Consider the following 22,912-nt stretch of genomic DNA (forward strand, 5'->3'; position numbering starts at 1 on the left):
GATGCAAATGCAATCCCCTGACTATAGGGGGTCAGGCGCCGACCTGCAGACCTTGCTGTCGGCCATGCGAATCGGCCGCGCCGGAGAATATATTTTTGATAGCTGCAAGCGCACGCCAGTAAAGCGCAATCAACGTTTTTCATTCAAATCCATCCACCCCATCTCCTGGCCTAAAATAGCGCCTCTCGCACCCCCGCCCTTACCGCCGGGGGTTTTTGCCGTTTTCAGCCCGCCATGCAACTCCCTACCCTCACCGCCGGCAAGCGCTTCACCCTGCCCCGCTGCGCCGGTTCCAGCGACGCCTTGCTGCTCTCGCGCCTGGCGCAGAGCGTGCGCGCCGACCGGTGCATCGCCGCCATCGTCTGCGCCGACGCCTCGGACGCACGCCGCCTGCAGGATGAAATCGCCTTCTTTGCCCCCGAGCTGCGCTGCGCGCTGTTCCCGGACTGGGAGACGCTGCCCTACGATCATTTCTCGCCGCACCAGGATCTGATCAGCGAGCGCCTCTCCACGCTCTGGCGCATCCGCGAGGCGGAAGCGGACGTGGTGCTGGTGCCGGCGACCACCGCGCTCTACCGGCTGGCGCCACCCTCCTTCCTCGCGGGCTACACCTTCCACTTCAAGACCGGGCAGAGGCTCAACGAAGCCAAGCTGCGCGCGCAGCTCACGCTGGCGGGCTACCAGCACGTGGGGCAGGTGGTGGGCCACGGCGAATACGCGGTGCGCGGCGGACTGATCGACCTCTACCCCATGGGCTCGCCGCAGCCGCTGCGCGTCGACCTGTTCGACGACGAGATCGACTCCATCCGCACCTTCGACCCCGACACCCAGCGCAGCCTCTACCCCGTGCCCGAAGTGCGCCTGCTGCCCGGGCGTGAATTTCCCATGGACGAGGAGGCGCGCACGCGCTTTCGCAACCGCTGGCGCGAACTGCTGGAGGGCGACCCGACCAAGAGCCGCATCTACAAGGACATGGGCGCGGGCCTGGCGACCGCGGGCATTGAATACTACCTGCCGCTGTTCTTCGAGCAGACCGCCACGGTCTTTGATTACCTGGGCGATGCCGCCACGCTGGTGCTGCATGGCGACCTGGAGGCGGCGTTCCACCGCTTCTGGCAGGACACGCGCGAGCGCCACCGCTTGCTGGCGGGCGACCCCGAGCACCCCGCGCTGCCGCCCGAGGCGCTGTTCCTCAGCGCCGAGCAGTTCTACGCCAGCGCCAGGCCGCACCCGCAGCTATCGCTCAGGCAGGGTTCACTCCCTCGCCCCTCCGGGGAGAGGGTTGGGGAGAGGGGCGCAGAAGGACAGGCTGCGCCCGAGACAGCCCCCACCCCTGCCCTCCCCCAGGGGGGGAGGGTGGAACCGGGTGCGCCCCCGCAGAGCGGGAGGGTGGAATTCACGGCGCTGCCGGATCTGACGGCCGTGCGCGGCGCGGAAGACCCGATTGCCAAGCTGCAGGCCCACATCCAGCGCACGCCGCACCGCGTGCTGCTGCTGGCCGAGAGTGACGGGCGGCGCGAGAGCCTGCTGGACTTCCTGCGCGCCAGCCACCTGAACCCGCCGGCCTTCGATTCGCTGGAAGAATTTCTCGGCGCGCAGGGCGAGCGCGTGGGCATCGCCACCTCGGTGCTCGCCAGCGGCTTCGCCTGGGTGGAAGAAGGCATCGACTTCGTCACCGAAACCGAACTGTTTGCAGCCGCAGGCGGCACCGTGCGCCGGCGCAGGAAGCAGGAGCAGACCAGCGACCTGGAATCCATGATCAAGGACCTCGCCGAGCTCCAGATCGGCGACCCTGTCGTCCATGCGCAGCACGGCATCGGCCGCTACCGGGGCCTGGTCAACATGGACATGGGGCAGAAGAACCCCGACGGCACGCCTGCGCTGCAGGAATTCCTGCACCTGGAATACGCCGACAAGGCCACGCTCTATGTGCCGGTAAGCCAGCTGCAGCAGATCAGCCGCTACAGCGGCATCGCGGGCGACGAAGCGCCGCTGCACAAGCTCGGCGGCAACCAGTGGGAAAAGGCCAAGAGAAAAGCCGCCGAGCAGGTGCGCGACAGCGCCGCCGAGCTGCTCAACATCTACGCCCGCCGCGCCGCGCGCGAGGGCTTTGCCTTCCGCTTCTCGCCACAGGATTACGAACAGTTCGTGAGCGACTTCGGCTTCGAGGAAACCGCCGACCAGAACGCCGCGATCCACGCCGTCATCCAGGACATGATCAGCCCGCGGCCGATGGACCGCCTGGTCTGCGGCGACGTGGGCTTTGGCAAGACCGAAGTCGCGCTGCGCGCCGCCTTCATCGCCGTCACCGGCGGCAAGCAGGTGGCGCTGCTCGCGCCCACCACGCTGCTCGCGGAGCAGCATTACCAGACGCTGGTCGATCGCTTCGCGCGCTGGCCGGTGAAGGTCGCGCAGGTCAGCCGCTTCGCCTCGGGCAGGGAAACGACTGCCGCGCTCAAGGGCCTGGCCGAGGGCTCGGTGGACATCGTCGTCGGCACGCACAAGCTGCTCTCGCCCCCGACGAAGTTCAAAAACCTCGGCCTGCTCATCATCGACGAAGAGCACCGTTTCGGCGTGCGCCACAAGGAGGCGATGAAAGCCATGCGCGCCGAAGTGGATGTGCTCACGCTGACCGCCACGCCGATTCCGCGCACCATGGGCATGGCGCTGGAAGGCCTGCGCGATCTCTCGGTGATCGCCACCGCGCCGCAGCGGCGTCTGGCGATCAAGACCTTTCTGCGCGAGGAAAACCAGGGCGTGATCCGCGAAGCGGTGCTGCGCGAATTGAAGCGCGGCGGGCAGGTGTACTTTCTGCACAACGAGGTGGAAACGATAGAGCACCGGCGCGAGGCGCTCGCCGCCATCCTGCCCGAGGCGCGCATCGCCGTGGCCCACGGCCAGATGCCGGAGCGGCAGCTGGAGCACGTGATGCGCGACTTCGTCGCACAGCGCACCAATGTGCTGCTGTGCTCGACCATCATCGAAACCGGCATCGACGTGCCGACGGCCAACACCATCCTGATCAGCCGCGCCGACAAGTTCGGCCTGGCGCAGCTGCACCAGCTGCGCGGTCGCGTGGGCCGCAGCCACCACCAGGCCTACGCCTACCTCATGGTGCCGGATGTGCACGGACTCAAGGGCCACGCGGCGCAGCGCCTCGAAGCCATCCAGCAGATGGAGGAACTGGGCAGCGGCTTTTACCTCGCGATGCACGACCTGGAAATCCGCGGCGCCGGCGAGGTGCTAGGCGAGAACCAGTCAGGCAACATGGTCGAGGTGGGGTTCCAGCTCTACAACGAGATGCTGGCCGAGGCCGTGCGCTGCCTCAAGGCCGGCAAGGAGCCCGACCTGCTCGCACCGATGCAGGCGACGACCGACATCAACCTGCACGCCCCGGCGCTGTTGCCTTCGGACTACTGCGCCGACGTGCAGACGCGCCTGTCGCTCTACAAAAAACTGGCCACCGCGCATACCAGCGCGCAGATCGACACGCTGCTGGAAGAAATCGTCGACCGCTTCGGCAAGCTGCCGGCCCAGGCGCAGACCTTGATCGACACCCACCGCCTGCGCGTACTGTGCGAACCGTACGGCGTGACCAAGGTGGACGCAGCCCCCGGCGTGATCAGCATCAGCTTCACCCCGCAGCCGCCCATCGACCCCATGGCCATCATCCGGCTGGTGCAGAAAAACCGCGACATCAAGCTGGCGGGCAACGAGAAACTGCGGATTGAGCGCGCGCTACCCGAGCCGAACCTGCGCGCGCAGATGGTGCGTGACCTGCTGCGCAGCCTGGGGCAGCCAGAACGAGAAGCCGTGGCGGCCTGAAAAAACGCCAAAAGCCGCAGGGCGCGCATGGCACGCTGGCCTTATTTGCCCTTGTGCATGATTTCCTGTCGGCGCAGGTCCTGGGCCTGCCGGTTGCCGGGGTCGCTCATGCCGTTCGGCAGCAAGGCATCGAGAGCCACGGTGCGCTCGTCGATCTGCCGGTTGGTTGCATCCTGCAGCGCTCTTTTGGACATCGCATAGGCCACGTTGCAGTCGGGCGTGATGCAGCGCGCATAGCGGATGGCCGTCGGCAGCAGCTGGTCCGGTTCCACCACTTCATGAAAGAACCCCAGGCGCTCGGCCGCTTCCAGACCGTACAGCTCGCCCCGCAGGGTGGTCAGCGCGCCCACCTTGTCGCCCAGGGCGTACTTGATGATTTCCACGTAGGCGGCGGGCATGGGAATGCCGATGGGGACTTCGTTGAGGCCGAACTTCGCGCTCTTGCGGGCCGCGACGCGGAAATCGCAATCCAGCGCGGTGATCAGGCCCCCCCGCGATGGCGTGGCCGTTGATGGCCGCCACCGTCGGCCGGGGGTAGCGGAAGATGCGCAGATTGGTTTCGCGGTAGGCCTTGTACCAGTCGCGGATCTTGTCGTGGCTGCCGCTGCCGAAGATCTCGAAGCTGTACTGGAAATCAATCCCCGCCGAAAACGCATCGCCCTGCCCCGTCAGCACGACGGGCAGCGCGCTGAACTCGCGTTCCAGGCGGTCGAATGCCGCGTGCAGGTCGGCAAAGAACTGGTCGTTCTGGACGTTGACCTTGTTGGTGTTCATGCGCACGACGGCGCATGCATCGATGACTTCGATATCCCATGCCATGGGCGGTCTCCTTCAGTGGTTGATTCATGCTTCCAGCCTGAACGCGCGGCGTGCGTTGCCCGCGAGGAACCGGGGGAGCACATCGTCGCCGAGCTCCAGCGCCTGGATGTCCTTCAGGCACTCCGCCGGGGTCAGCATCGGGTAGTTGGTGCCGAACAGCACCTTGTGCTTGCCGGGGCCGCGCATGTAGGCCACCAGCTCCGGCGGAAAGCGGGACGCCTTGTAAGCCGAGGTGTCAACGTACACGTTCGGGTGCTTCATCATGAGCGAGATCATCTCGTTCACCCAGGGGAACCCGATGTGTCCGCCGACGATGCGCAGCTCCGGGAATTCGTGCGCGACGTTGTCCAGATAGGGAATCGGCCGCCCAGGCTCCGAAGGCCGCATCGGCCCAGCATGGCCCACCTGCAGACAGAAGGTGACGTCGAGTTCGACGCATTCGGCATAGAGCGGGTAGTACCTTCGATCATCCGGAGGAATTCCCCACAGCCAGGGCAAAACACGCAGCCCCTTGAAGCCCAACTGCCTGACGCACCGGCGCAGCTCCCGCACCGCGTCCATCGGCCGGTGGATATCGACGGATGCCACGCCGACCACGTAGCCGGCGTTCGCCTTGACCGCCGCAGCCACTTCGTCGTTGGTGATCATCGGCCCGGCCGGCCCCCACCACGCGCTGGCGATCGCCCGCGTGACACCCTGCTCGCGAAAGGTCTGGAGCGCCTCGTCGTGCGCGATGCCGGGCTTGTCCTGCGCCAGCGTCCGCCAGGCCGTCGGCCAGCGGCGCAGCGAATCGAACATGGGGTCGAGCAGGTACGCCTGGTTCGGAAGCTGCATCCATGCGTCGATGATTTCGGTCATTTCATTGCTCCTTGAGCGGTTGCCAGCCACCCTTCTCCAAGGCTTCCCTGGTCCCGTCGCGCACGACCGCGACGAGGGAATTCGGTTCCGGGTGCGCATCAACGATGTGCGCGCGTTTCATGACGTGCTCTCCATGGCCTTTCGGCGGCGGACGGCCACGTCGAACTCAGTTATTTCTTCGTCAATGCGTTGGCTCATGGGGAATTTCTTCCATGCGTGCCCGGCCCGAATGCCGCCCCCTGCATTAACCGACACGACAGCCTCGCCGTACATTGGCGAAATTGACTTTATTCATGCGAATTTCGCCATTTACCGTGCAAAACCACCAGCACCATGCGAAGTGGCGAAAATAGCTCAAACCGTGCTATTTGCGACTCACCATGCCACGTGCCGCCATCCTCGCCTTCGACGGCTGCTACGCCTCCAGCGTGGCGGGATTTGCCGACATTCTTCAGATCGCCAATTCACATCTGAGGCTGGACCGGGCGCCCGCATCCGCCTTGTTCGATTGGCGTTTCGTCTCGCCATCCGGCGAGACGGCGATGGCCAGCAACGGCCTGCCGCTGCCAACCCACAAGCTGGGGCCACGCGAGCGGTATGACCTGGTGTTTGTGCCCAGCTTCCACTATGGCGGGCACCGGCAGTTCGACCAGTTCCTTGAGCGGCAAGCCGATGCCTGTGCCTGGCTGACGGCACAATGGCGCGCCGGAGCCTGGGTGGCCGCGAACTGCACTGGCACCTTCATCCTGGCGCAGACCGGTTTGCTGGATGGACGCACGGCAACCACCACATGGTGGATGGAGCGGCAATTCAGGGCCAAGTTTCCGCGTGTGGACCTGCAGCTGCGTCCCGTGGTCACGGAGATGGACCGTCTGATCTGCGCAGGCGCATCAGCGTCATACCTGATTCAAACCGTATACATTGTCGAGCGCTTTGCAGGGCCGGCCATTGCATCGCAATGCGCCAAGGCGATGCTGATCGACGTGAGCCAAACCAGCCAAATCCCCTACCTTCCGCTGCTGGCACAAAAAAACCACTCCGACGCGCTGATCCACCGGGCCCAACGCTGGCTGCAAGGCAATATGACGAAGGACCTCAGGATCACCGAGCTTGCCGGCGCGCTTGCGGTCAGCGACAGAACGCTGATCCGGCGCTTTCGCAGCGTGCTGGACCAAACGCCACTCGCCTACCTTCAGGATCTTCGCCTGGAGGCAGCGCGCGCGCTGCTGGAGACCAGTTCGCACAGCGTTGAAGAAGTGGCAAGCCAGGTCGGCTACAACGACGCCAGTTCCTTCTCCAGACTCTTTCGCCAACGCGTGGGCATGAGCCCCGGCAGCTATCGCAGCCGCTTCCAGAGGCAACCGTGACCACGCACGATCTGCTGCGCGGATCGAATCCACCGGAAAAGGCAGCCATCACCGCCCGAGGCGGGCCTCAGGAGGGATAGTCAAATTCCAGCAGCAGCTGGTTGCGCCCGGCCTCGCGGCGATAGTGCATGGCCCGCGTGTAGTGGCGTATCAGCCTCAGGCCATGTCCACCCGGCACGGCATCGTCCAGGCTGGCCGCCAGCTCGGGGCTTTCCTGCGCGGTCAGGTCAAACACCGCGCCATCATCGCTGACCAGCAGGCCGATGCCACCCGCCAGCTTGCCAAGGCGCAGTCCAATTTCGGCGGCCGATCCATCCGGTCGCCGCGCATGCGATGTCACATTCGCGAGGAGCTCATCGGCGCACAGGCCGATGGCCAGCGCGAGCTTGCCCGGCAAGGTCCATTGCCCGCACAGCGACTCGAGCCAGTCGATGGCCGCCTGTACTGCCTGCGCTCCGCGGCCTGGCGCAAACTGCGCCGGCTCACCCTGCCAATCGGGCCACGGGTGCCGGGGGGCGTGGACTGTCATCAGATACGCCGTTGCATATGGGAGTGCCGGCTACAACAGCCGGGCCAGCGCACCCTCGCGCGTGGGCTGCACGTCCAGGATCGCCAGAAAGCCACTGATATCAAACACCTCGTGCACATGCGAGCGCATGGCACACAAGACCAATCTTCCGCCTTCCAGCTTCAGCCGCTTGGCAAGTACCAGCACCAGCCGCAGACCCGCGCTGGAGATGTAATCCAGCCCGGCACAATCGAGCACCAGTTGCCGCGCCCCTGCATCGACCAGCGCCACCAACTGCACTTCCAGCGCCTGCGCATTGGCGCTGTTCACCTGCCCTTGCAGTGCAACGATGGTGGCGTTGCCCGTTGTTTCGGTAATGATGTCCATGACGGAAATTCCTCTGAACGCAAAGCAGCGTCTTGCAGAATGCAGCCCTGCTGAATCTTAGAGCCTGTTCATGATCTTTTCATGGTGCCCGCAAGGCAGCAAACAGCCGCAATCAAGGCGCGCGCCGCAGGCCATGCTGGCGGCCTGGGCAAGGCGCGCAACGCCGAGTGCCGCTTTGGCGGGGCAACGGGCGCCATGAAAAGATCATGACCAGGCTCTTAACCATGCGATCCAGACACAGCGTTGCCACCCGCCTCGTCCTGGCCATAGGCCTGGGCACCACGCTGGTCTTCGCGCTGCTGCTCGCGTCCATCCAGTGGTATGCGCGGCACATGCTGGAGCAGGATGCGGTCACGGATGCCAGAAACCTGATTCAGTCCACCTCCAACCAGATCGCCGCCATACTGGACGACACCACCTGGGTGATCGAGAAGGCCGCCGTCCATCTGGAGGAGGACCAATCCGGCGGCACGGCATTGCACAGCCTGCTGCGCGGGATACTGGACAACAACCCGCAGATCTACGGCAGCGCAGCGGCATTTCAGCCCGCCGCGGGCGGTGGGCCATCCGCGCTCTACGCCCCCTATGCGTGGCGCCAGGGCGCGGAAATTGCCTTTCGCGATCTCGGCCAAAGCTACGACTATCTTCAGAAGGACTGGTACCGGCTGCCAGCGGATGAAGGGCGCGCCAGGTGGAGCGAGCCGTATTTCGACGCCGGCGGCGGCGACAGCCCGATGACCACTTACTCAGTGCCGTTCTACCGTGGGCGGGGCGAAGCGCGACAGCTGGCGGGCATAGTGACGGGCGACCTGGAGCTGGGCTGGCTGGCCAGGGCGCTCTCCAGCGTCAAGATCCTGGATACCGGCTATGTCTTTCTGCTGTCACGCGAAGGAAGAATCATCTACCACCCCGTGAGCGGGTACGCGATGCAGCGGATCGCCCCATCCGCGGAGGAAAGCATTTTCGGCCCCGGCCTCGGCCAGCTCGCGGACCACATGATGAAGGGCGAGACCGGGTTCATTGCCCACACCACCCCCGGCGGCACCAAGGTGCGGCTCTACTACGGCCCGGTGTCCAGCGCCGGCTGGTCGCTCGGGATCGTGTTCCCGGAGCGCGAGCTGTTTCGCGGCGCCAACCGGCTCACCTTCGTCGCCGCCGTCATCGGCGCCATCGGCATCCTGCTGATTGCGCTCGTCATCCTGGTCGTCTCGCGCACCATCACCCAGCCGCTGCGCGATCTGGCCGTTGCGGCAGCGCGCATCAGCGGCGGGGATTTCAGCGCAGTGCCGCCGGCAGGGCGCGCCAGGGACGAGGTCGGGGACCTCAGCCGCGCCCTGATCAAGATGCAGAACGATCTGCAGCAGCACATCCGCGAACTGCTCAAGGCCAACTCCGCCCGCGAGCGCATCGCCAGCGAGCTGGGCGTCGCACGCGCCATCCAGAGGGCCATGGTGCCCAGGGTGCCCCAGCCCTTTGCAGGTCAGGGCGTGGTCGATCTGTGCGCGGTGATGGAGCCGGCGAAGGAAGTGGGCGGTGACTTCTACGATTGGTTCTGGCTGGATGAACGGCGTCTGGGCCTGGCCATGGCCGATGTTTCCGGCAAGGGCGTGCCCGCGGCACTCTTCATGGCCATGAGCCGCACGCTGCTCAAGGCCCTGGCAGCCGACGAAATGGACCCTGCGCTGGTGCTGGGCAAGCTGAACGCTCAGCTTGCGGCAGACAACGAGCAGAACATGTTCGTCACGCTTTTTTATGCCGTGATCGACCTGCAAACACGCTGCATGACCTGGGTCAACGCCGGGCACAACCCGCCGGTGCTGGCGCCTGCCCAAAACGAGCCGCGTTTTCTGCAGGGCAAGCGCCAACTCGTCATCGGTGCGATGCAAGACTACGTCTATCAGAACGCAACAACCCAGCTCGATCCAGGCGACCGCCTGCTGCTCTATACGGACGGCGTCACGGAAGCGCAGAACCACTGGGGCGGGTTCTATGGCGAACAACGCCTGCTGGCCACGCTGGCGACGCTCGAAGACCGCAGCGCCGCGGAGACCACCGCCGCCATCACCACCGATGTCAATCAATTTGCGGCGGGCGCCACGCAGTCGGACGACATCACGGTGATGGCCGTCCACCTGCTCGCAGCGCCCCGCGAGCGCGGCGGCTGATGGCGTACATCGCCGCCCGCATACCCCAATGGCGCACGCGGTCATGAGCAGATGAACGCAGGACGCCCGCTAGACTGAATCTCGAAAAACCACCACGTCACAGAGGCTTGCCGATGAGAGTCCATTGCACTGCCACCGCACAGACCGATATTCCAGCGCCCGGGAGCGTGCAGCGTTTTTGTGAGCGCACCACGCCCTACCTGCCCGAAGCCCAGATCGAAGCCGATTTCATCACCGCCATGCACGACATCACGCGCTGGCACCAGCAGCATTCGCCCTGGTATGCCGCGTTGCTGAAGCAAAACGGCGTGCAAGTGGATGGGCTCACGACGATGGACAGCCTCATCGCCCTGCCACCGTTGCACGCCAATTTCTTCAAGCAGCACGAAGTCCTGAGCGTGCCCGAGGACGCCATCACGCTGCACCTGACATCGTCGGGCACCACGGGGCAGAAGTCGCAGATGTTTTTCGATGCCTTCACCATCAGCCATTCGCGGCGCATGGTGGACGATTGCATGCAGGTGCGCGGCATGGTGAGTTCCGAACCCGCGCATTACCTGGTCAACGCCTACGAACCCCACGCCGGGCTGCGCGTGGGCACCTCCAACACCAACCAGTACCTGATGCGCTACGCGCCACCTGCCGAGGTGTTCTGGACGCTGCGCGCGCTGGGCGAGGGCGAGCACGAATTCGATGCCTTTGGCGCGGTGGAGACCCTGCGGCGCTGGGCACAAGGCAGCACGCCGGTGCGCATCATCGGCTTTCCCGCCTTCTTGCATTTCACCCTGCAGCGGCTGGAAAGAATGGGCGTGCCGCCGCTGCAGCTGGCGCCGGGCAGCGCGGCGATTTTTGGCGGCGGCTGGAAGGGCCACGCCGATCAGGCCATCAGCAAGGAGGCCTTGCACGCCAGCCTCGGGCGCCAGCTTGGCATTGCGGCCGATCGCATCGTCGAGACCTTTGGCTCGGTGGAGCACAGCATTCCCTACATCAGCTGCACCCACGGCCATCTGCATGCGCCCATCTGGTCGCGCGTGCTGGTGCGCGACGTGGCCACCCTGGCGCCGCTGCCGCATGGACAGGCGGGGTTTCTGTCTTTTCTCTCGCCCTACATCACCAGCGTGCCGGCACACAGCGTGGTGATGGGCGATCTGGCGCTGCTGCACCCCGCTGGCAGTTGCGCTTGCGGCACGCCGACGCCGTGGTTCGAGATTCTGGGGCGGGCAGGTACGTCATCCAACAAGAGCTGCGCGGCGGCCGCTGCAGAGCTGTTGCCTGCCAGTTGAGTTTTTCAAGCCAAATCGGGCTCTAACGCTTACTGTACAAGTGCAAGCAGCTATCAATAATGAAAATCCAAGGATACAAACCATGACTGCCTCCAACGCCCCCAGCGCCTGCTACTGGTTTGGCCAGTGGCTGCAGACCGACGAACTGCCGGCCGTCCTGCCCGCGCTGGCCGCGCACATCGACGCCACCCTGCCCCAGCCGTTTCCGCAGCAGGCGCTGCTGGCCGCCTGCGCCAGCGTCTCGCGCCAGCTGCAGGGGCAAACCGGCTGCCACGGCGCGCTGCTGCAAGAGGCGCTGCGCACCAGCACCGCATCGGACGCCAAGGCCATGCTGCAGGCCATGGCCGCCATCCTGGAGCCCGAGGCGCTGCATGAAAAACTGCGCAGCGAACTCGGCAGCCACTACCCCGGCTCGCTGCAGCGGCGCTACCCCGGGCGCCAGTACGAGGCCTGGATGGCCTGCGGCTGCGTGGTGCACATCGCCCCGTCCAACGTGTTCACCGTGGCCGCGCTGGGTCTGGTGGAAGGGCTGCTCACCGGCAACGTGAATGTGGTGAAGACCAGCGCACGCGATGGCCATGTGGCGCAGTTGTTTGCGCAGGCGCTGGTGCAGGCCGATGTCTCGGGGCGGCTCAAAAACTACATCGCGGTGCTGGCACTGCCATCGAGCCATCAGCAGGCGCTGCGCCAGATCATGGCCTGCGCCGATGCGGTATCCGCCTGGGGCGGCGAGAAAGCCATCGCCGCCGTGCGCGGCCTGGTGCCCGGCCACGCCCGCCTGGTCCCCTGGGGGCACAAGGTGTCGTTCGGCTACCTGGCGGCCGAATGCCTTGAGGACGATGGCGCGCTGCAAGCCTTTGCGCTGGATGTCTGCCGGCTCGATCAGCAGGCCTGCTCCAGCCCGCAGACACTGATGGTGGAAACCGATGCCGCCGGTCTGCGCGCCCTCGCCCAACGTCTGGCCGCCCACCTGGCACGCCTGTCGCCCACCATTGCCCGGCAGCAGCCGGATGCGGCCGAGCAGGCCGAAATCACCAGCGTGGTGAGCGTGGTGCGCTGCGAGCAGGCGCTGGGCCTCACCCAGGTGATTGAAGACAGCGCCGGCGCCTGGCGCATCCTGCTCGATGAGCGCCCGGGCCTGCGCCCCTCGCCGCTGTACCGCACCCTCTGGCTCAAGCCGGTGCAGCGCAGCGAACTGGCCGCGCAACTGCGCCCCATGCGTGCCTGGCTGCAGACCTGCGGCCTGGCGGCAGGCCTGGCCAGCATGGCGCCGCTCACGCGTTTGCTGCTTTCGGCCGGCGTCACGCGCATCACCCGGCCGGGCGAAATGGTGGACAGCTACCTCGGCGCCCCGCACGACGGCATGTACGCGCTGCAGCAACTGGCGCGGCGCATTTCGGTGGACGGCCCGGACGCACTGCGCCACTTCGGGCAGATCGACATGCTGCAAGCCCCTGAAGCGCTGCCGCCGCCGCACGCGGCCATTCTGGACAAGACCGGCTTTCAGGCGCTGGACACCACGGACCCCCAGGCCGGCCTGGTGGTGCGCAGCGGCGGCTCCAGCGGCAAGGTGGCGTATTCCAGCTTTCGCTGGGCGGATTACGACGTGCAGATGGCCGCCACGGCCGATGGCCTGGTCGCCGCCGGGCTCGATCCGGAGCGCGACTGCGTGATGAACCTCTTTGCCGCCGGCAATATGTATGGCGGCTTCATCAGCTTCTGGAGCATTCTGGAGAGCCTGCGCGCCAAGCAACTGCCCATGGGCATGAGCGCGGATTACGAATATGTCGCCAAGGAAATCATCCAGCACCAGGCCACCACCCTGATCGGCATGCCGGCCCATATCCTTGCGCTCTTTCAGGCGCAAGGGGAGCGCCTGCGCGCCTGGGGCGGCATCCGGAAGATTTTTTACGGCGGAGAGCCGCTCTCCAGCGCCCAGCTGCGCCTGCTGACCGAAGATTACGGCGTCGCCCTGGTGCGCTCCGCCGCCTACGGATCGAACGACGCGGGCCCGATGGGCTACCAATGCCCGCACTGCACCGGCACCATCCACCATCTTTTCACCCGCTTGCAGCACCTCGAAATCGTCGATCTCGATCGGGATGCGCCGGTACAGGGCAACGCCCCGGGGCGGCTGCTGCTGACCCCGCGGGCGCGCAGCTTTCCGCGCATTGAGCGCTACGAAATCGGCGACATGGGCCGCTGGGTGCCCGAACCCTGCCCCTGCGGGCGCCGGGAGCCGCGTTTTGAACTGCTGGGGCGCCTGGGCGATATCTTCAAGGCCGGCGGCCCATTGATGAATTACACCGAATTCACCACCACCCTGAGCACGCAATTCGGCTACGCCGGTGCGGTGCAATTGCATCTGCATGCGGATGGCCCGGGCACGCGGATTGAGGTCTGGGTGGATGAAGGTTGGCAAGCCAGCAGCAGCGATGCCGCTGTGCAAGCCATGTTCGCCAGCCACCAGCCATTGCAGGCGACACAGGCCTATGGCTTGCCCGTCTCGGTGCAAGTGTGTGCTCACCCACGCAGCGCATTCAGCACCAACGCGGTCAGCGGCAAGGTCCTGCACATTTGCGATCACCGCGTCCAGCGCTGAACCTTGGCAAAGAAAGCACCGCATGCCATCCACCCTCACGCACGCCAGCCATACGCTGGCCGATCTGCTCCCCTTTGTCCGCGCGCATTCCCCTTTTTACCGCGACTTCTGGAGCCAGGTGCCTGCCGGCAGCGCGAGCCTGAGCGACTACCCCGTGCTCGACAGCCAGCGCTTCTGGGCCGCCAACACCCTGGAACACAACCAGGTGTTCACCGCGCCAGTGACCGAAGGCATCACCTACAAGAGCGGCGGCACCACCGGGCAACCCAAGTATTCGGTCTTCACCAACAGCGAATGGCGCGCCTTCACCCACGCCTTTGGCCAGGGCATGCGCCGCGCCGGCCTGCAGCCGGGTCAGCGCATCGGCAATCTGTTTTACGCCGGCAAGCTCTATGCCTCGTTTCTGTTCATTGGCCGCTCGATAGAAATGGCCGATGCCGGCATCTGCTACCCGCTTGCCGGCGACGATCTGGAGGAAATCCTCGCCGCCTGGCGCCAATTCAACCTGAACGTTCTGGCCGGCGTGCCGACCACCTTCATGAAACTGCTGGAGCTGCTCAGCCCCGCCGACCGCGCCAGCCTGAAGCTGGACGCCTTCCTCTATGGCGGCGAACCCATGTTTGCCGACCAGATCGCCGCGGTGCAAGCGATTTTCCCGGGCTGCCAGGTGCGCTCCATCGGCGTGGCCGGGGTGGACTACGGCGAGCTGGGCTGGGCCAGCCCCGGCGGGGAGCCCGGCGTGCACCACTGCTTTGACGAGAGCACCGTCATGGAGCTGCTCGATGACAATGGGCAAGGCATCGCGGCACCAGGGCAAGCCGGGCGCATCGTGCTCACCAATCTGCAGCGCCGTTTGATGCCCATCGTGCGCTACCCGGCAGGTGACCAGGGGGAGTGGCTGGACCCTCCGGGCACGCCAGCGCGGCGGTTTCGCCTGCTCGGGCGCACCGAAGAAGGCGCCCGCGTGGGCCCGATGACGCTGTATGTGGACGATGTGCGCCAGGCCTTGCAAGCGTTGGCGGCGGCAGACCCTGGCCTCGCCATCAAGGATTTCCAGCTGATCATCACGCACCACGACCAGCGCGACGCCTGCTGCCTGCGCCTTGCCGTGGCCCACCCCGAGGCGCACAGCGCAGCAGCCAGCCAGCGCGTGGCAGAAAAAATCTATGCCGCCCGCCCGATGTTCGCCGATCTGCTGGCGCAATCGCTGGTGCACCCGCTGGCGGTGGAATGGATCACGCTGCAGGCGCTGCACACCAACCCGCGCACCGGTAAGCTGCTGCGCGTGGTGGACAAGCGCCATGGATGAGCACGCCTCTTCATGGATGCGGCTGGAACTGCCGGCCGCGCCGCAGGCACTGCAGCCCTTGCAGGCCCTGCTGCAGTCACAAGCGAGCCAGCATGGTTTTGCCCATGCCGCCCGGCAGCGCATGTCCACGGCTGCCGAAGAGGCCTTGACCACCCTGCTGCGACTCAGCCAGGAGGGTGGCGCGGATGCCGTGAACCTCCTTCAGGTGCATCTGGCCGTGGAAGGCACGGCCCTGGTGCTGCGCCTGTCGGACAACGGCCTGCCCTACGACACCAGCCTGCTGCCCGCTTACGATCCGCGCGAGGCGGCGCAGCTCGCACAGTCGGAGGTGCAGGCTGCCGCGCTCGCGTCCTACCTGATGCAGAAGCTCTGCGACCGTTGCCAGGTGGTGAACCAGGGTTCCCAGGGCAACCACATTCAACTGGAATGGCTGCTGCCTCTTGCTGGCAGCAACAGCGCCAACGAGCCGGCCAGCGCCGCCCCGCCGCCTGCCGCCGAAGACGCAGCGCCCGGCCAGACGGCGCCCCATCGGCCCACCGCCATCCGCCCCCTGCAACCCGGCGACGCCATCCATCTGGCGCGCCTGATGTACCGCAGCTATGGCTACTCCTACGTCAATCCGGACATGTACGTCGCCGAGCGCATCCTCGCGCGCGTGCAGGACGGGCGCCTGGTCTCCTGGGTCGCCACCACCACCGATGCGCGGGGCACGGAGAGCATCGTCGGCCATATCGCCTGCATGAAGGCGCACCGCGACGACGACACGCTGGAAGTCGGCGCCGCCGTGGTGGCGCCCAGCCAGCGCGGCACCGGCCTGCTGGGCCAGCTGCTGGATGTGGCGACCGCCGCCCTGCGGGGCCGCCCCGAGCGCGCCGCCTTCGTGCACGCCGTGACCGCCCATCCCTTCACCCAGAAAACCTTTGGCCGCCTGGGCTATCTGCCCACCGCGCTGATGCTGGCCTACACCCCGGCCAGCCTGCACTTTCGCCATATCAGCGCGCAGGGCAGCGTGGAGCGTGGAAGCGTCTACTACGCCTGCAAGCTGCTGCGGCCCAGTGCCCCGCTGGCGGTGTATCTGCCGCAGCCCATGGCGGCGCTGCTGCTGCAAAGCGCCCGTGACATTCAGTTCCCGCTGCTGCCACAGCCGCTGAGGCCGGTGGCGCTGCGCGGCGCATCGCACCTGCGGATCGCGGTGGAAAGCGCGCTGAACGCAGCCTTCATCAGCGTGCACCACGCGGGCGAGGATTTTCTTGCCGTGCTGCGCCGCGAGCTGCGTACGCTGTGCCGCGCGCGCGTGGACGCAATCTACCTGAGCCTCGACCTCAGCCAGAGCAGCGCCCCGCCGGCGGCCCAGGCGGCGCAAGACTGCGGCTTCATCCCCGCCGGGCTCACCCCCTTCATGCCCTGGCCGGCAACGCTGTGCCTGCAGTACCTGAACAACCAGCGGCTGGAGGAAACCCACGTGTGCGCCGTTGGCCCCACGGCGCAGGCGCTGCGCGGCGGCCTCTTCAAGGCCTGGCGCCTGCGGGAACATATCGACTGACGGCGCCAGGGGCGCCCCTCTACCTTTTTATAGGCTACATGCCAACGCATGACGCCGCGGCCTTCGACGGCATCACCTCCCCCAGAAAATCCAGGAAACTGCGCACCGCCGGCGACATTCCCCGGCGCGAGGCGAACACCGCATGCACGATGGAGCGCGGCTGGCTCCATTCGGGCAGCAATCGCACCAGGCGGCCATCCTGCACTTCGGCGCTCACCATGTAATCCGGCAGCCAGCCCATCCCGGTGCCTGCCATGGCGGCAAATTTCAGCGAAAGCATGTCATCGATCACGCAGCGCGGCGCGATCTCCAAGGTCTGCGCCCGGCCCTCTGCATCCATCAGCCGGATGCCGACGCGGCCGTCGCCGCCGCTGGACGAGACCAGCATGTCCATGCGCTCCAGGTCTTCCAGCGCGGCTGGCGTCCCCTGGCGCCGCAGCTGCCCGGGGCTCGCCACCAGCACCTGGCACACCTCGTCCAGGCGCTTGACCACCATGGAGCCGCTTTCCTCCAGCGAGGCGCGCACGCGCAGCGCCACATCCACCCCTTCTTCCACCAGGTTCACCACGCGGTTGGTCACCTGCACGTCCAGCCGCACTTCCGGGTAGCGATCAAGGTAGAACGGCAATTGCTGCGCCAGCACCGATTGCATCAGCGTCACCGGGCAGGTCACGCGCACCGTGCCGCGCGGCACCGCCTGCACCTGCGCCACCGCATCCGCCGCGGCCTGAGCCGATTCACGTACCGCGTTGCAATGGGCCAGAAAGGCCTGCCCCGCGTCGGTGAGCGAGAGCGTGCGCGTGGTGCGCTGCAGCAGGCGCACATCCAGCTGCGCCTCCAGCTCGGAGATGCGGCGCGACAGGCGCGACTTGGGAATGCCCAGCGCCCTTCCAGCGGCCGCAAAACTGCCGCGCTCCACCACCTCGGCGAAGTACAACATGTCATTCAAATCGTGCATGGTTCTATTTTCAGGACAATTAAACGCAAATACCACTACCAATAAGGTATAGGCTCACGTTTGATAATACTGTTCATGCAAGTTCCCGGGTCAACACCACGGCTTGCACCCCATTCACATCCGTAATTTGAAGGAGAAACTCATGAACAAGGTCAAGCTCGCCATCGTCTACTACAGCGCCTATGGCACCAACCACGCCATGGCCGAGGTCGCCGAGCAGGCCGCCAAGGCGCTGGGCGCCGAAGTGCGTCTGCGCAAGGTGCAGGAAACCGCACCGCAGGCCGTCATCGACACCGTCGCCCCGTGGAAGGAATTCCAGCAGAAGACCGCTGGCGTTGCCGTGGCAACGCCGGACGATCTGGTCTGGGCCAATGCCATGCTGTTCAGCGCCCCCACGCGCTTTGGCACCGTGGCCAGCCAGATGCGCGCCTTCATCGACACGCTGGGCCCGATCTGGCAGCAAGGCCACCTCAACAACAAGGCCGTGAGCATGATGACCAGCGCGCAGAACCTGCACGGCGGCCAGGAAACCACCACCACCGGCATGTACACCACGTTTGCGCACTGGGGCTCCATCATCGTGCCGCCGGGCTTCACCGATGGCGTGATGTTCAAGGGCCGCGGCAACCCCTACGGCGCCAGCAACAACATGGGCCCCATCGATGAGGAAGTGAAGGACATCATCGGCTACCAGACCAAGCGCCTGGTGGAAGTCGCCGGCAAGCTGGCCGCGTAATCCAGCCCAGCCATCGGCAGCAAGGGTGCGTGGTTACCACGCCCCTTTGTGTTCCGGCACCTTGGGCGCCAGTGCCAGCACCGCAGCGGCCACCACCGCCGCCGCCACCACGTAAATCCAGGCCTGCGCCATGCCCGGGTCATCCACCGCGGCCAGCACCGCGGTGGCGAGCGACACCAGCAAAATCGTGCCTCCCTGCATGAACATCGAGCGGATCGCCGCCAGCGACGAGGCGCTCTGCGGCGCCAGTTGCAGCCCGGCGTTGCGGCTGGCCGGGTTGGTGATGCCTATGCCCATGCCCACCAGCACCGCAGAACCCGCCAGCCACAGATAGGGCGATGCGCCCGCCTGCGGCGGCACGGCCAGCAGCAGCAGGCCGGCAGCGGCGCACAAACCGCCCAGCGCGATGGGCCCGCGGTAGCCGGTGCGCCGTATCACCACCACCGCCAGCACCGAAAACACCACCGACGCCAGCCCCTGCGCCACCAGCAGCGTGCCCGAGGACAGCGCGCTGATGCCATAGCGGTTGGTGGCATACAGCGGCGCCAGCGCGATCGCGCCCACCGGCAGCCCGCCGATGAGTACGTTCACCAGATTGACCACGCCAAAATCCGGCCCGAACAGCAGGCGCGGCGCAATGAAGGGCCGCGCCGCCCGGTGCAGATGCCGCACGAAGGCCCAGCCCGCCAGCACCGCCACCAGAAGCGGCAGCCAGACCCGCGGCGCGAGGAAGCCCACACCACGCTCGCCCAGATAGTTCACCCCCAGCATGCCGCCCAGCACGCAGGCGGCCATCAGCCCCATGCCGACGAGATCCAGCGGCTCATCGCCACGGTGGTTCTTGCGGTCGTGCGGAATCAGGCGCCACGCGGCCAGCAGGATCACGATGCCGATCGGCACGTTCACCAGAAACACGCCGCGCCAGTGCCAGTATTCGACGAACAGCCCGCCAAAGATCGGCCCCACCATCGCACCGATCGGGAAGATGCTGCCAAACAGGCTCACCGCCCGGTCGCGCGCACTGCCGAAATGATCGACGATGATGCCCGTCGCCGATGGGGTAAAACCCGCACCACCGGCCGCCTGCACTACGCGAAGCGCTATCAATGAATAGATATCGTTCACCAGCCCGCAGGCCAGCGAGGCAAGCGTGAACACCAGCACCGAGACCAGAAACACCCGCCGCCTGCCGTAACGTTCGCTGAGCTTGCCGGTGATAGGCACCGCCACCACAAAGCCCAGCGCGTACGCCGTGAGCGTCCAGCCCGCCCAGTTGATCGTGGTGTCCAGACCCAGCTGCATCGCGTGCAGCGCGGTGGCGACGATGGTCGAATCGAGCGACATCATCAACAGCGCGAGCGCGATCACGATGAAGATGCGTACGCGCGGCACGTCGCTTTCTGCCACAGCAGCGGCCAGTCCTGTCATGCGCAGCCCCCATGAGCAGCAGTTCTGGATACGTTGATGCAGGCACTCTTGGGCATCGGCGGATTTTGCACCGGATACGCCATTCACGGTTGGTCATCAAGCGCAAATTGCTACTTTTTATATAGCGAAATAACAGAAAATGGCCTATTCGGCGACTGCGTGCGCCAACACCGTGGTCATCACTGCGCAACGAATTGCCCGAAATCCATTATGGTTAAGGCCGCCCACCCAACCGCAGCACGTCCTGCACCGGCAAGTGCTCCATGGAAACACGATTGAACAAGAGAACCCGTCCATGAAAATCAGAAAAGCCGAGGAAAAAGACGCCGAGCAGCTTTGGGAGCTGATGAAGGACCTCGCCATATTCGAGAGGTACCTTGATTCGTTTGCCATCACGCCTGAAATCGTTCGTGAATCCGGGTTTCGGAAGAGCCCGCCCGATTTCCACAGCATCGTCGCGGAGGTCGATGGCGCGCTTGCCGGCATGCTGGTGTACTACTTCCTTCCTTACACGGCACAAGGGCGGCCAGCCATCTATCTGAAGGAATTGTTCATCGCCAAGCACCACAGAGGCAAGAGCATTGGCGAGAAGCTCATGCGCGCCCTGAACGACGAAGCAAGGAAGCATGGATGCACGACCATCAAATGGACTGTCGCGCCCTGGAACGAGCCGGGCATCAATTTCTACAAGAAACTGGGCGCACGAGAGAACACCGATTGGCTCAACTTCGAATGGAGCATTTGATCTTGTGCACAGGAGCGCCCGGAACGCGGCGCATACCCGCGACTCGCAAAGGAAAACCGCGATGCTGGCAATCACGTTGGCCCTGATTGCGGCGCTGGCCTACGGACTGTCTGACTTCCTCGGCGGTGCCCTGAGCCAGACGCGCTCAAGCTGGATGGTCGCCATGGTCAGCCAGCTCACTGCCGCCGCCGCCACCGCGCTCGCCGCGGCATTCCTGGCTGGCAGCCCCCAGCCGACCGACTTCGCCTGGGCGATCGCGGCAGGGGTTGGGGAGGGTGTTGGCATCGCGGCCCTCTACCGCGGCCTCAGCCAAAGCCGCATGGCCATCGTTGCCCCAATCTCGGGCGTAGGCGCTGCCCTCGTGCCCGTCGCCGTCGGGCTGGCCACCGGGGACACACTCGGGCCGCTGGCCTGGATCGGCCTCGTGATCGCGTTTCCCGCGCTCTACTTCATCCCGCAATCGGATCGGCGCGGCGCGGACTCCCGCTCGACGACCCGCGCCGGAATCGTCAACGGGGCCATCGCCGGTCTGGGGTTCGGCACCCAATTCGCGCTGGTCGGCCAGATCAGCGGCCAGTCGGGCCTGCTCCCAATCGCCCTGCTCTGGCTGGCGTCCGTGGGCGCCATCATCATCGTCGCCATGGCACTGCGCCAACCGTGGCTCCCTCGCCGCGGCGACAGCCTCGGCCCTGTCCTGGCGGTCGGCCCCATCAGCGCGCTCGCAGTGGTGGCTTTCCTGCTGGCCACGCAGCAGGGGCTGCTGACCATTGTTTCGGTCATCACCGCCTTCTACTCCGCGGTCACCGTCGTCTTGGCCGTGCTCGTCCTGCGCGAGAAGATCGGGCGCCTGCAACTGGTCGGACTCGCATTGGCCTTGGCGTCCGTCGTCCTGGTGACGGCCGGCTAGAGGAATCCACCCTCTCATTCAAAGTGCCAGAGGCCAGCGGAATTGGAGATTCACGCCAGATGCACCCCAATACGAGCGTCCGATTCTTCGACGAGCAGTTCCAGCGCCAGGTGGCGGCGGCGGAGTTCGCACTGAACCCCTTCGAGTCCGCCGCGCTCCAGTACCTCACGGGCGAGGTGCTTGACTACGGCTGCGGCCTGGGAAATCTTGCCGTGGAGGCGGCGCGGCGTGGATGCTCGGTCACCGCCCTGGACGCGAGCCACACCGCCATCGAGCACATCGAGGCGGTCGCCCGGAAGGCGCGCTTGCGTATTTCGGCCACGGAAGCGGATCTTCGCGAGCACCGGATAGACAAGGACTACGACGCCATCGTCTGCATCGGGCTGCTGATGTTCTTCGACTGTCCCACCGCCTACCGAAGGCTCGCGGACATGCAGGCCCATGTGCGGCCGGGCGGCGTGGCCGCGGTGAACGTGCTGACGGAGGGCAGTACCTTCACGGACATGCTGGCGCCTGAAGGCCATTGCCTGTTCAAGACTGACGGCCTGATCGAGCGCTTCGCAGGCTGGCAGGTGCTGTACAGCAAAATCGAGACCTTTCCGGCGCCCCATGACACCCGGAAGGTCTTCGCAACTGCCATCGCCCGCAAGCCTTCGGAGTGGCCGCACTGACGCCTGATCTTTCCCGACAGGACTGGCAAACCGGCGAGGGCGTCATGCGGCGCCGGGCACAAGCCCCACCCCATCCACGCACATTGCCGGATGGCGCCTTGTTTTGATAGCTGCAAACGGTGCAACCACACCGTTTTCCGAGGGGGTTCACTCTGAAACATTTTTGCGTCCGGAAGGGCGCCGAAATTCCGTTATCCTCGCGCCCCATGTCCCGATGGTTCGCAATCCTGGTGCTCGCCTGCAGCACCGCCGCTTACGCCGCGCCCGATTCCCTCACTGCCACGCCCCAGGAGCCCACGGCATGGACTGCGCAACTGCGCGACCACTGGGCCAGCCTGGGCCAGGGCGTTGCAGGCCAGGTGCACGATGTGGCAGACCACACCACCGACCTCGTCGCCACGGCCATGGGGTTCCTCGGCGTGCCCTACCGCCGCGGCGGCAGCAGCGCAGAGACGGGTTTTGACTGCAGCGGCTTCGTGCGCAGCATGTTCGAGCAGACGCGCGGCCTGCTGCTGCCGCGCCGCGCCGCCGAACAGGCCGCGCACACGGCAAAAATCGACAAGAAAGACCTGCAGCCCGGCGATCTGGTGTTCTTCAACACCATGCGCCACGCCTTCAGCCACGTGGGGATTTACATCGGCGACGGCAAATTCATCCATTCACCGCGCAGCGGCGAACGGGTGCGCGTGGAGGACATGGGCACCCGCTACTGGCGGTTGCGCTTCAACGGCGCACGCCGGGTCGCTGACCAGGCTCTTGGCGGCGACGCGCCGCGGGCGGACAGCGCCATGCGCTAGCCGC

The 22,912-nt window shown here is 65.9% G+C and carries 18 protein-coding genes and 1 pseudogene; 12 read left to right on the plus strand and 7 right to left on the minus strand.

What is annotated here, in order from left to right:
- Positions 1 to 234: 234 nt before the first annotated feature.
- The gene (gene mfd / locus K320_RS0106500) at positions 235 to 3,825 is read left to right on the plus strand and encodes a transcription-repair coupling factor (protein ID WP_024538027.1); all 3,591 of its coding nucleotides are present in this window, start codon (positions 235 to 237) and stop codon (positions 3,823 to 3,825) included.
- A 41-nt stretch (positions 3,826 to 3,866) separates the two neighbouring features.
- Here the strand turns inward: mfd and K320_RS18055 are convergent, their stop codons facing one another.
- From K320_RS18055 to K320_RS0106510, 3 genes and pseudogenes are all read right to left on the minus strand, one after another.
- A complete protein-coding gene (locus K320_RS18055; RefSeq protein ID WP_245593832.1) occupies positions 3,867 to 4,481 on the minus strand; it encodes an enoyl-CoA hydratase/isomerase family protein in 615 nt (204 codons plus the stop codon).
- Positions 4,372 to 4,644 (minus strand): annotated as a pseudogene (locus K320_RS19475) (enoyl-CoA hydratase-related protein); the annotation flags it as partial. The pseudogene K320_RS19475 and the gene K320_RS18055, both read right to left, overlap by 110 nt.
- Positions 4,645 to 4,668: 24 nt before the next feature.
- Positions 4,669 to 5,502: an amidohydrolase family protein gene (locus K320_RS0106510; RefSeq protein ID WP_024538028.1), complete on the minus strand. Its 834-nt coding sequence runs from the start codon at positions 5,500 to 5,502 to the stop codon at positions 4,669 to 4,671.
- A 380-nt stretch (positions 5,503 to 5,882) separates the two neighbouring features.
- On the opposite strand from K320_RS0106510, the gene K320_RS0106520 reads away from it, so the two are divergent.
- Positions 5,883 to 6,869, plus strand: coding sequence for a GlxA family transcriptional regulator (locus K320_RS0106520; protein ID WP_024538029.1), 987 nt, complete (start codon positions 5,883 to 5,885; stop codon positions 6,867 to 6,869).
- A gap of 67 nt (positions 6,870 to 6,936) precedes the next feature.
- On the opposite strand, the gene K320_RS18060 is transcribed toward K320_RS0106520, so the two are convergent.
- Complete coding sequence (locus tag K320_RS18060) at positions 6,937 to 7,398, minus strand: ATP-binding protein (RefSeq protein WP_024538030.1); 462 nt, start codon at positions 7,396 to 7,398, stop codon at positions 6,937 to 6,939.
- Between the two features lie 30 nt (positions 7,399 to 7,428).
- Positions 7,429 to 7,764, minus strand: coding sequence for an STAS domain-containing protein (locus tag K320_RS0106530; RefSeq protein WP_024538031.1), 336 nt, complete (start codon positions 7,762 to 7,764; stop codon positions 7,429 to 7,431).
- 224 nt (positions 7,765 to 7,988) lie between these two features.
- Between K320_RS0106530 and K320_RS0106535 the strand changes: the two genes are divergently transcribed.
- From K320_RS0106535 to K320_RS0106555, 5 genes are all read left to right on the plus strand, one after another.
- On the plus strand, positions 7,989 to 9,929 hold the full coding sequence (locus tag K320_RS0106535) for a SpoIIE family protein phosphatase (protein WP_024538032.1): 1,941 nt from the start codon (positions 7,989 to 7,991) through the stop codon (positions 9,927 to 9,929).
- A 167-nt stretch (positions 9,930 to 10,096) separates the two neighbouring features.
- Complete coding sequence (locus tag K320_RS0106540; protein WP_211236096.1) at positions 10,097 to 11,212, plus strand: LuxE/PaaK family acyltransferase; 1,116 nt, start codon at positions 10,097 to 10,099, stop codon at positions 11,210 to 11,212.
- 82 nt (positions 11,213 to 11,294) lie between these two features.
- Positions 11,295 to 13,814, plus strand: coding sequence for an acyl-CoA reductase (locus K320_RS0106545; RefSeq protein ID WP_024538034.1), 2,520 nt, complete (start codon positions 11,295 to 11,297; stop codon positions 13,812 to 13,814).
- A gap of 22 nt (positions 13,815 to 13,836) precedes the next feature.
- Positions 13,837 to 15,123 (plus strand): phenylacetate--CoA ligase family protein, encoded by a 1,287-nt coding sequence (locus tag K320_RS19015; RefSeq protein ID WP_024538035.1) that lies wholly within the window; start codon positions 13,837 to 13,839, stop codon positions 15,121 to 15,123.
- Complete coding sequence (locus K320_RS0106555; RefSeq protein ID WP_169730036.1) at positions 15,116 to 16,666, plus strand: ATP-binding protein; 1,551 nt, start codon at positions 15,116 to 15,118, stop codon at positions 16,664 to 16,666. The genes K320_RS19015 and K320_RS0106555 overlap by 8 nt, the downstream gene beginning before the upstream one ends.
- Positions 16,667 to 16,700: 34 nt before the next feature.
- Here K320_RS0106555 and K320_RS0106560 read toward each other — a convergent pair whose 3' ends face one another.
- Positions 16,701 to 17,624 (minus strand): LysR family transcriptional regulator, encoded by a 924-nt coding sequence (locus K320_RS0106560; RefSeq protein ID WP_024538037.1) that lies wholly within the window; start codon positions 17,622 to 17,624, stop codon positions 16,701 to 16,703.
- Between the two features lie 142 nt (positions 17,625 to 17,766).
- Here K320_RS0106560 and wrbA point away from each other — a divergent pair, with 142 nt between their 5' ends.
- Positions 17,767 to 18,360: an NAD(P)H:quinone oxidoreductase type IV gene (gene wrbA, locus K320_RS0106565; RefSeq protein ID WP_024538038.1), complete on the plus strand. Its 594-nt coding sequence runs from the start codon at positions 17,767 to 17,769 to the stop codon at positions 18,358 to 18,360.
- 33 nt (positions 18,361 to 18,393) lie between these two features.
- Here the strand turns inward: wrbA and K320_RS0106570 are convergent, their stop codons facing one another.
- Positions 18,394 to 19,788, minus strand: coding sequence for an MFS transporter (locus K320_RS0106570; protein WP_024538039.1), 1,395 nt, complete (start codon positions 19,786 to 19,788; stop codon positions 18,394 to 18,396).
- 139 nt (positions 19,789 to 19,927) lie between these two features.
- On the opposite strand from K320_RS0106570, the gene K320_RS0106575 reads away from it, so the two are divergent.
- The 4 genes from K320_RS0106575 to K320_RS0106590 all read left to right on the plus strand — a co-directional run bounded on the left by K320_RS0106575 (position 19,928) and on the right by K320_RS0106590 (position 22,908).
- On the plus strand, positions 19,928 to 20,533 hold the full coding sequence (locus K320_RS0106575) for a GNAT family N-acetyltransferase (RefSeq protein ID WP_211236097.1): 606 nt from the start codon (positions 19,928 to 19,930) through the stop codon (positions 20,531 to 20,533).
- 61 nt (positions 20,534 to 20,594) lie between these two features.
- A complete protein-coding gene (locus tag K320_RS0106580; protein WP_169730037.1) occupies positions 20,595 to 21,440 on the plus strand; it encodes a DMT family transporter in 846 nt (281 codons plus the stop codon).
- A 59-nt stretch (positions 21,441 to 21,499) separates the two neighbouring features.
- A complete protein-coding gene (locus K320_RS0106585; protein ID WP_024538042.1) occupies positions 21,500 to 22,111 on the plus strand; it encodes a methyltransferase domain-containing protein in 612 nt (203 codons plus the stop codon).
- A 206-nt stretch (positions 22,112 to 22,317) separates the two neighbouring features.
- The gene (locus K320_RS0106590) at positions 22,318 to 22,908 is read left to right on the plus strand and encodes a C40 family peptidase (RefSeq protein WP_024538043.1); all 591 of its coding nucleotides are present in this window, start codon (positions 22,318 to 22,320) and stop codon (positions 22,906 to 22,908) included.
- The last annotated feature ends 4 nt before the right edge of the window (positions 22,909 to 22,912 follow it).

Source organism: Comamonas badia DSM 17552, from assembly GCF_000484635.1.
Lineage (GTDB): Bacteria > Pseudomonadota > Gammaproteobacteria > Burkholderiales > Burkholderiaceae_C > Comamonas_C > Comamonas_C badia.

Excerpts from the sequence above, each read along its gene's own strand:
- mfd (WP_024538027.1), top strand. The coding sequence starts at position 235 with ATGCAACTCCCTACCCTCACCGCCGGCAAGCGCTTCACCCTGCCCCGC.
- K320_RS18055 (WP_245593832.1), bottom strand. The coding sequence starts at position 4,481 with ATGCGTTTTCGGCGGGGATTGATTTCCAGTACAGCTTCGAGATCTTCG.
- K320_RS0106510 (WP_024538028.1), bottom strand. The coding sequence starts at position 5,502 with ATGACCGAAATCATCGACGCATGGATGCAGCTTCCGAACCAGGCGTAC.
- K320_RS0106520 (WP_024538029.1), top strand. The coding sequence starts at position 5,883 with ATGCCACGTGCCGCCATCCTCGCCTTCGACGGCTGCTACGCCTCCAGC.
- K320_RS18060 (WP_024538030.1), bottom strand. The coding sequence starts at position 7,398 with ATGACAGTCCACGCCCCCCGGCACCCGTGGCCCGATTGGCAGGGTGAG.
- K320_RS0106530 (WP_024538031.1), bottom strand. The coding sequence starts at position 7,764 with ATGGACATCATTACCGAAACAACGGGCAACGCCACCATCGTTGCACTG.
- K320_RS0106535 (WP_024538032.1), top strand. The coding sequence starts at position 7,989 with ATGCGATCCAGACACAGCGTTGCCACCCGCCTCGTCCTGGCCATAGGC.
- K320_RS0106545 (WP_024538034.1), top strand. The coding sequence starts at position 11,295 with ATGACTGCCTCCAACGCCCCCAGCGCCTGCTACTGGTTTGGCCAGTGG.
- K320_RS19015 (WP_024538035.1), top strand. The coding sequence starts at position 13,837 with ATGCCATCCACCCTCACGCACGCCAGCCATACGCTGGCCGATCTGCTC.
- K320_RS0106555 (WP_169730036.1), top strand. The coding sequence starts at position 15,116 with ATGGATGAGCACGCCTCTTCATGGATGCGGCTGGAACTGCCGGCCGCG.
- K320_RS0106560 (WP_024538037.1), bottom strand. The coding sequence starts at position 17,624 with ATGCACGATTTGAATGACATGTTGTACTTCGCCGAGGTGGTGGAGCGC.
- wrbA (WP_024538038.1), top strand. The coding sequence starts at position 17,767 with ATGAACAAGGTCAAGCTCGCCATCGTCTACTACAGCGCCTATGGCACC.
- K320_RS0106570 (WP_024538039.1), bottom strand. The coding sequence starts at position 19,788 with ATGACAGGACTGGCCGCTGCTGTGGCAGAAAGCGACGTGCCGCGCGTA.
- K320_RS0106575 (WP_211236097.1), top strand. The coding sequence starts at position 19,928 with ATGGCCTATTCGGCGACTGCGTGCGCCAACACCGTGGTCATCACTGCG.
- K320_RS0106580 (WP_169730037.1), top strand. The coding sequence starts at position 20,595 with ATGCTGGCAATCACGTTGGCCCTGATTGCGGCGCTGGCCTACGGACTG.
- K320_RS0106585 (WP_024538042.1), top strand. The coding sequence starts at position 21,500 with ATGCACCCCAATACGAGCGTCCGATTCTTCGACGAGCAGTTCCAGCGC.
- K320_RS0106590 (WP_024538043.1), top strand. The coding sequence starts at position 22,318 with ATGTCCCGATGGTTCGCAATCCTGGTGCTCGCCTGCAGCACCGCCGCT.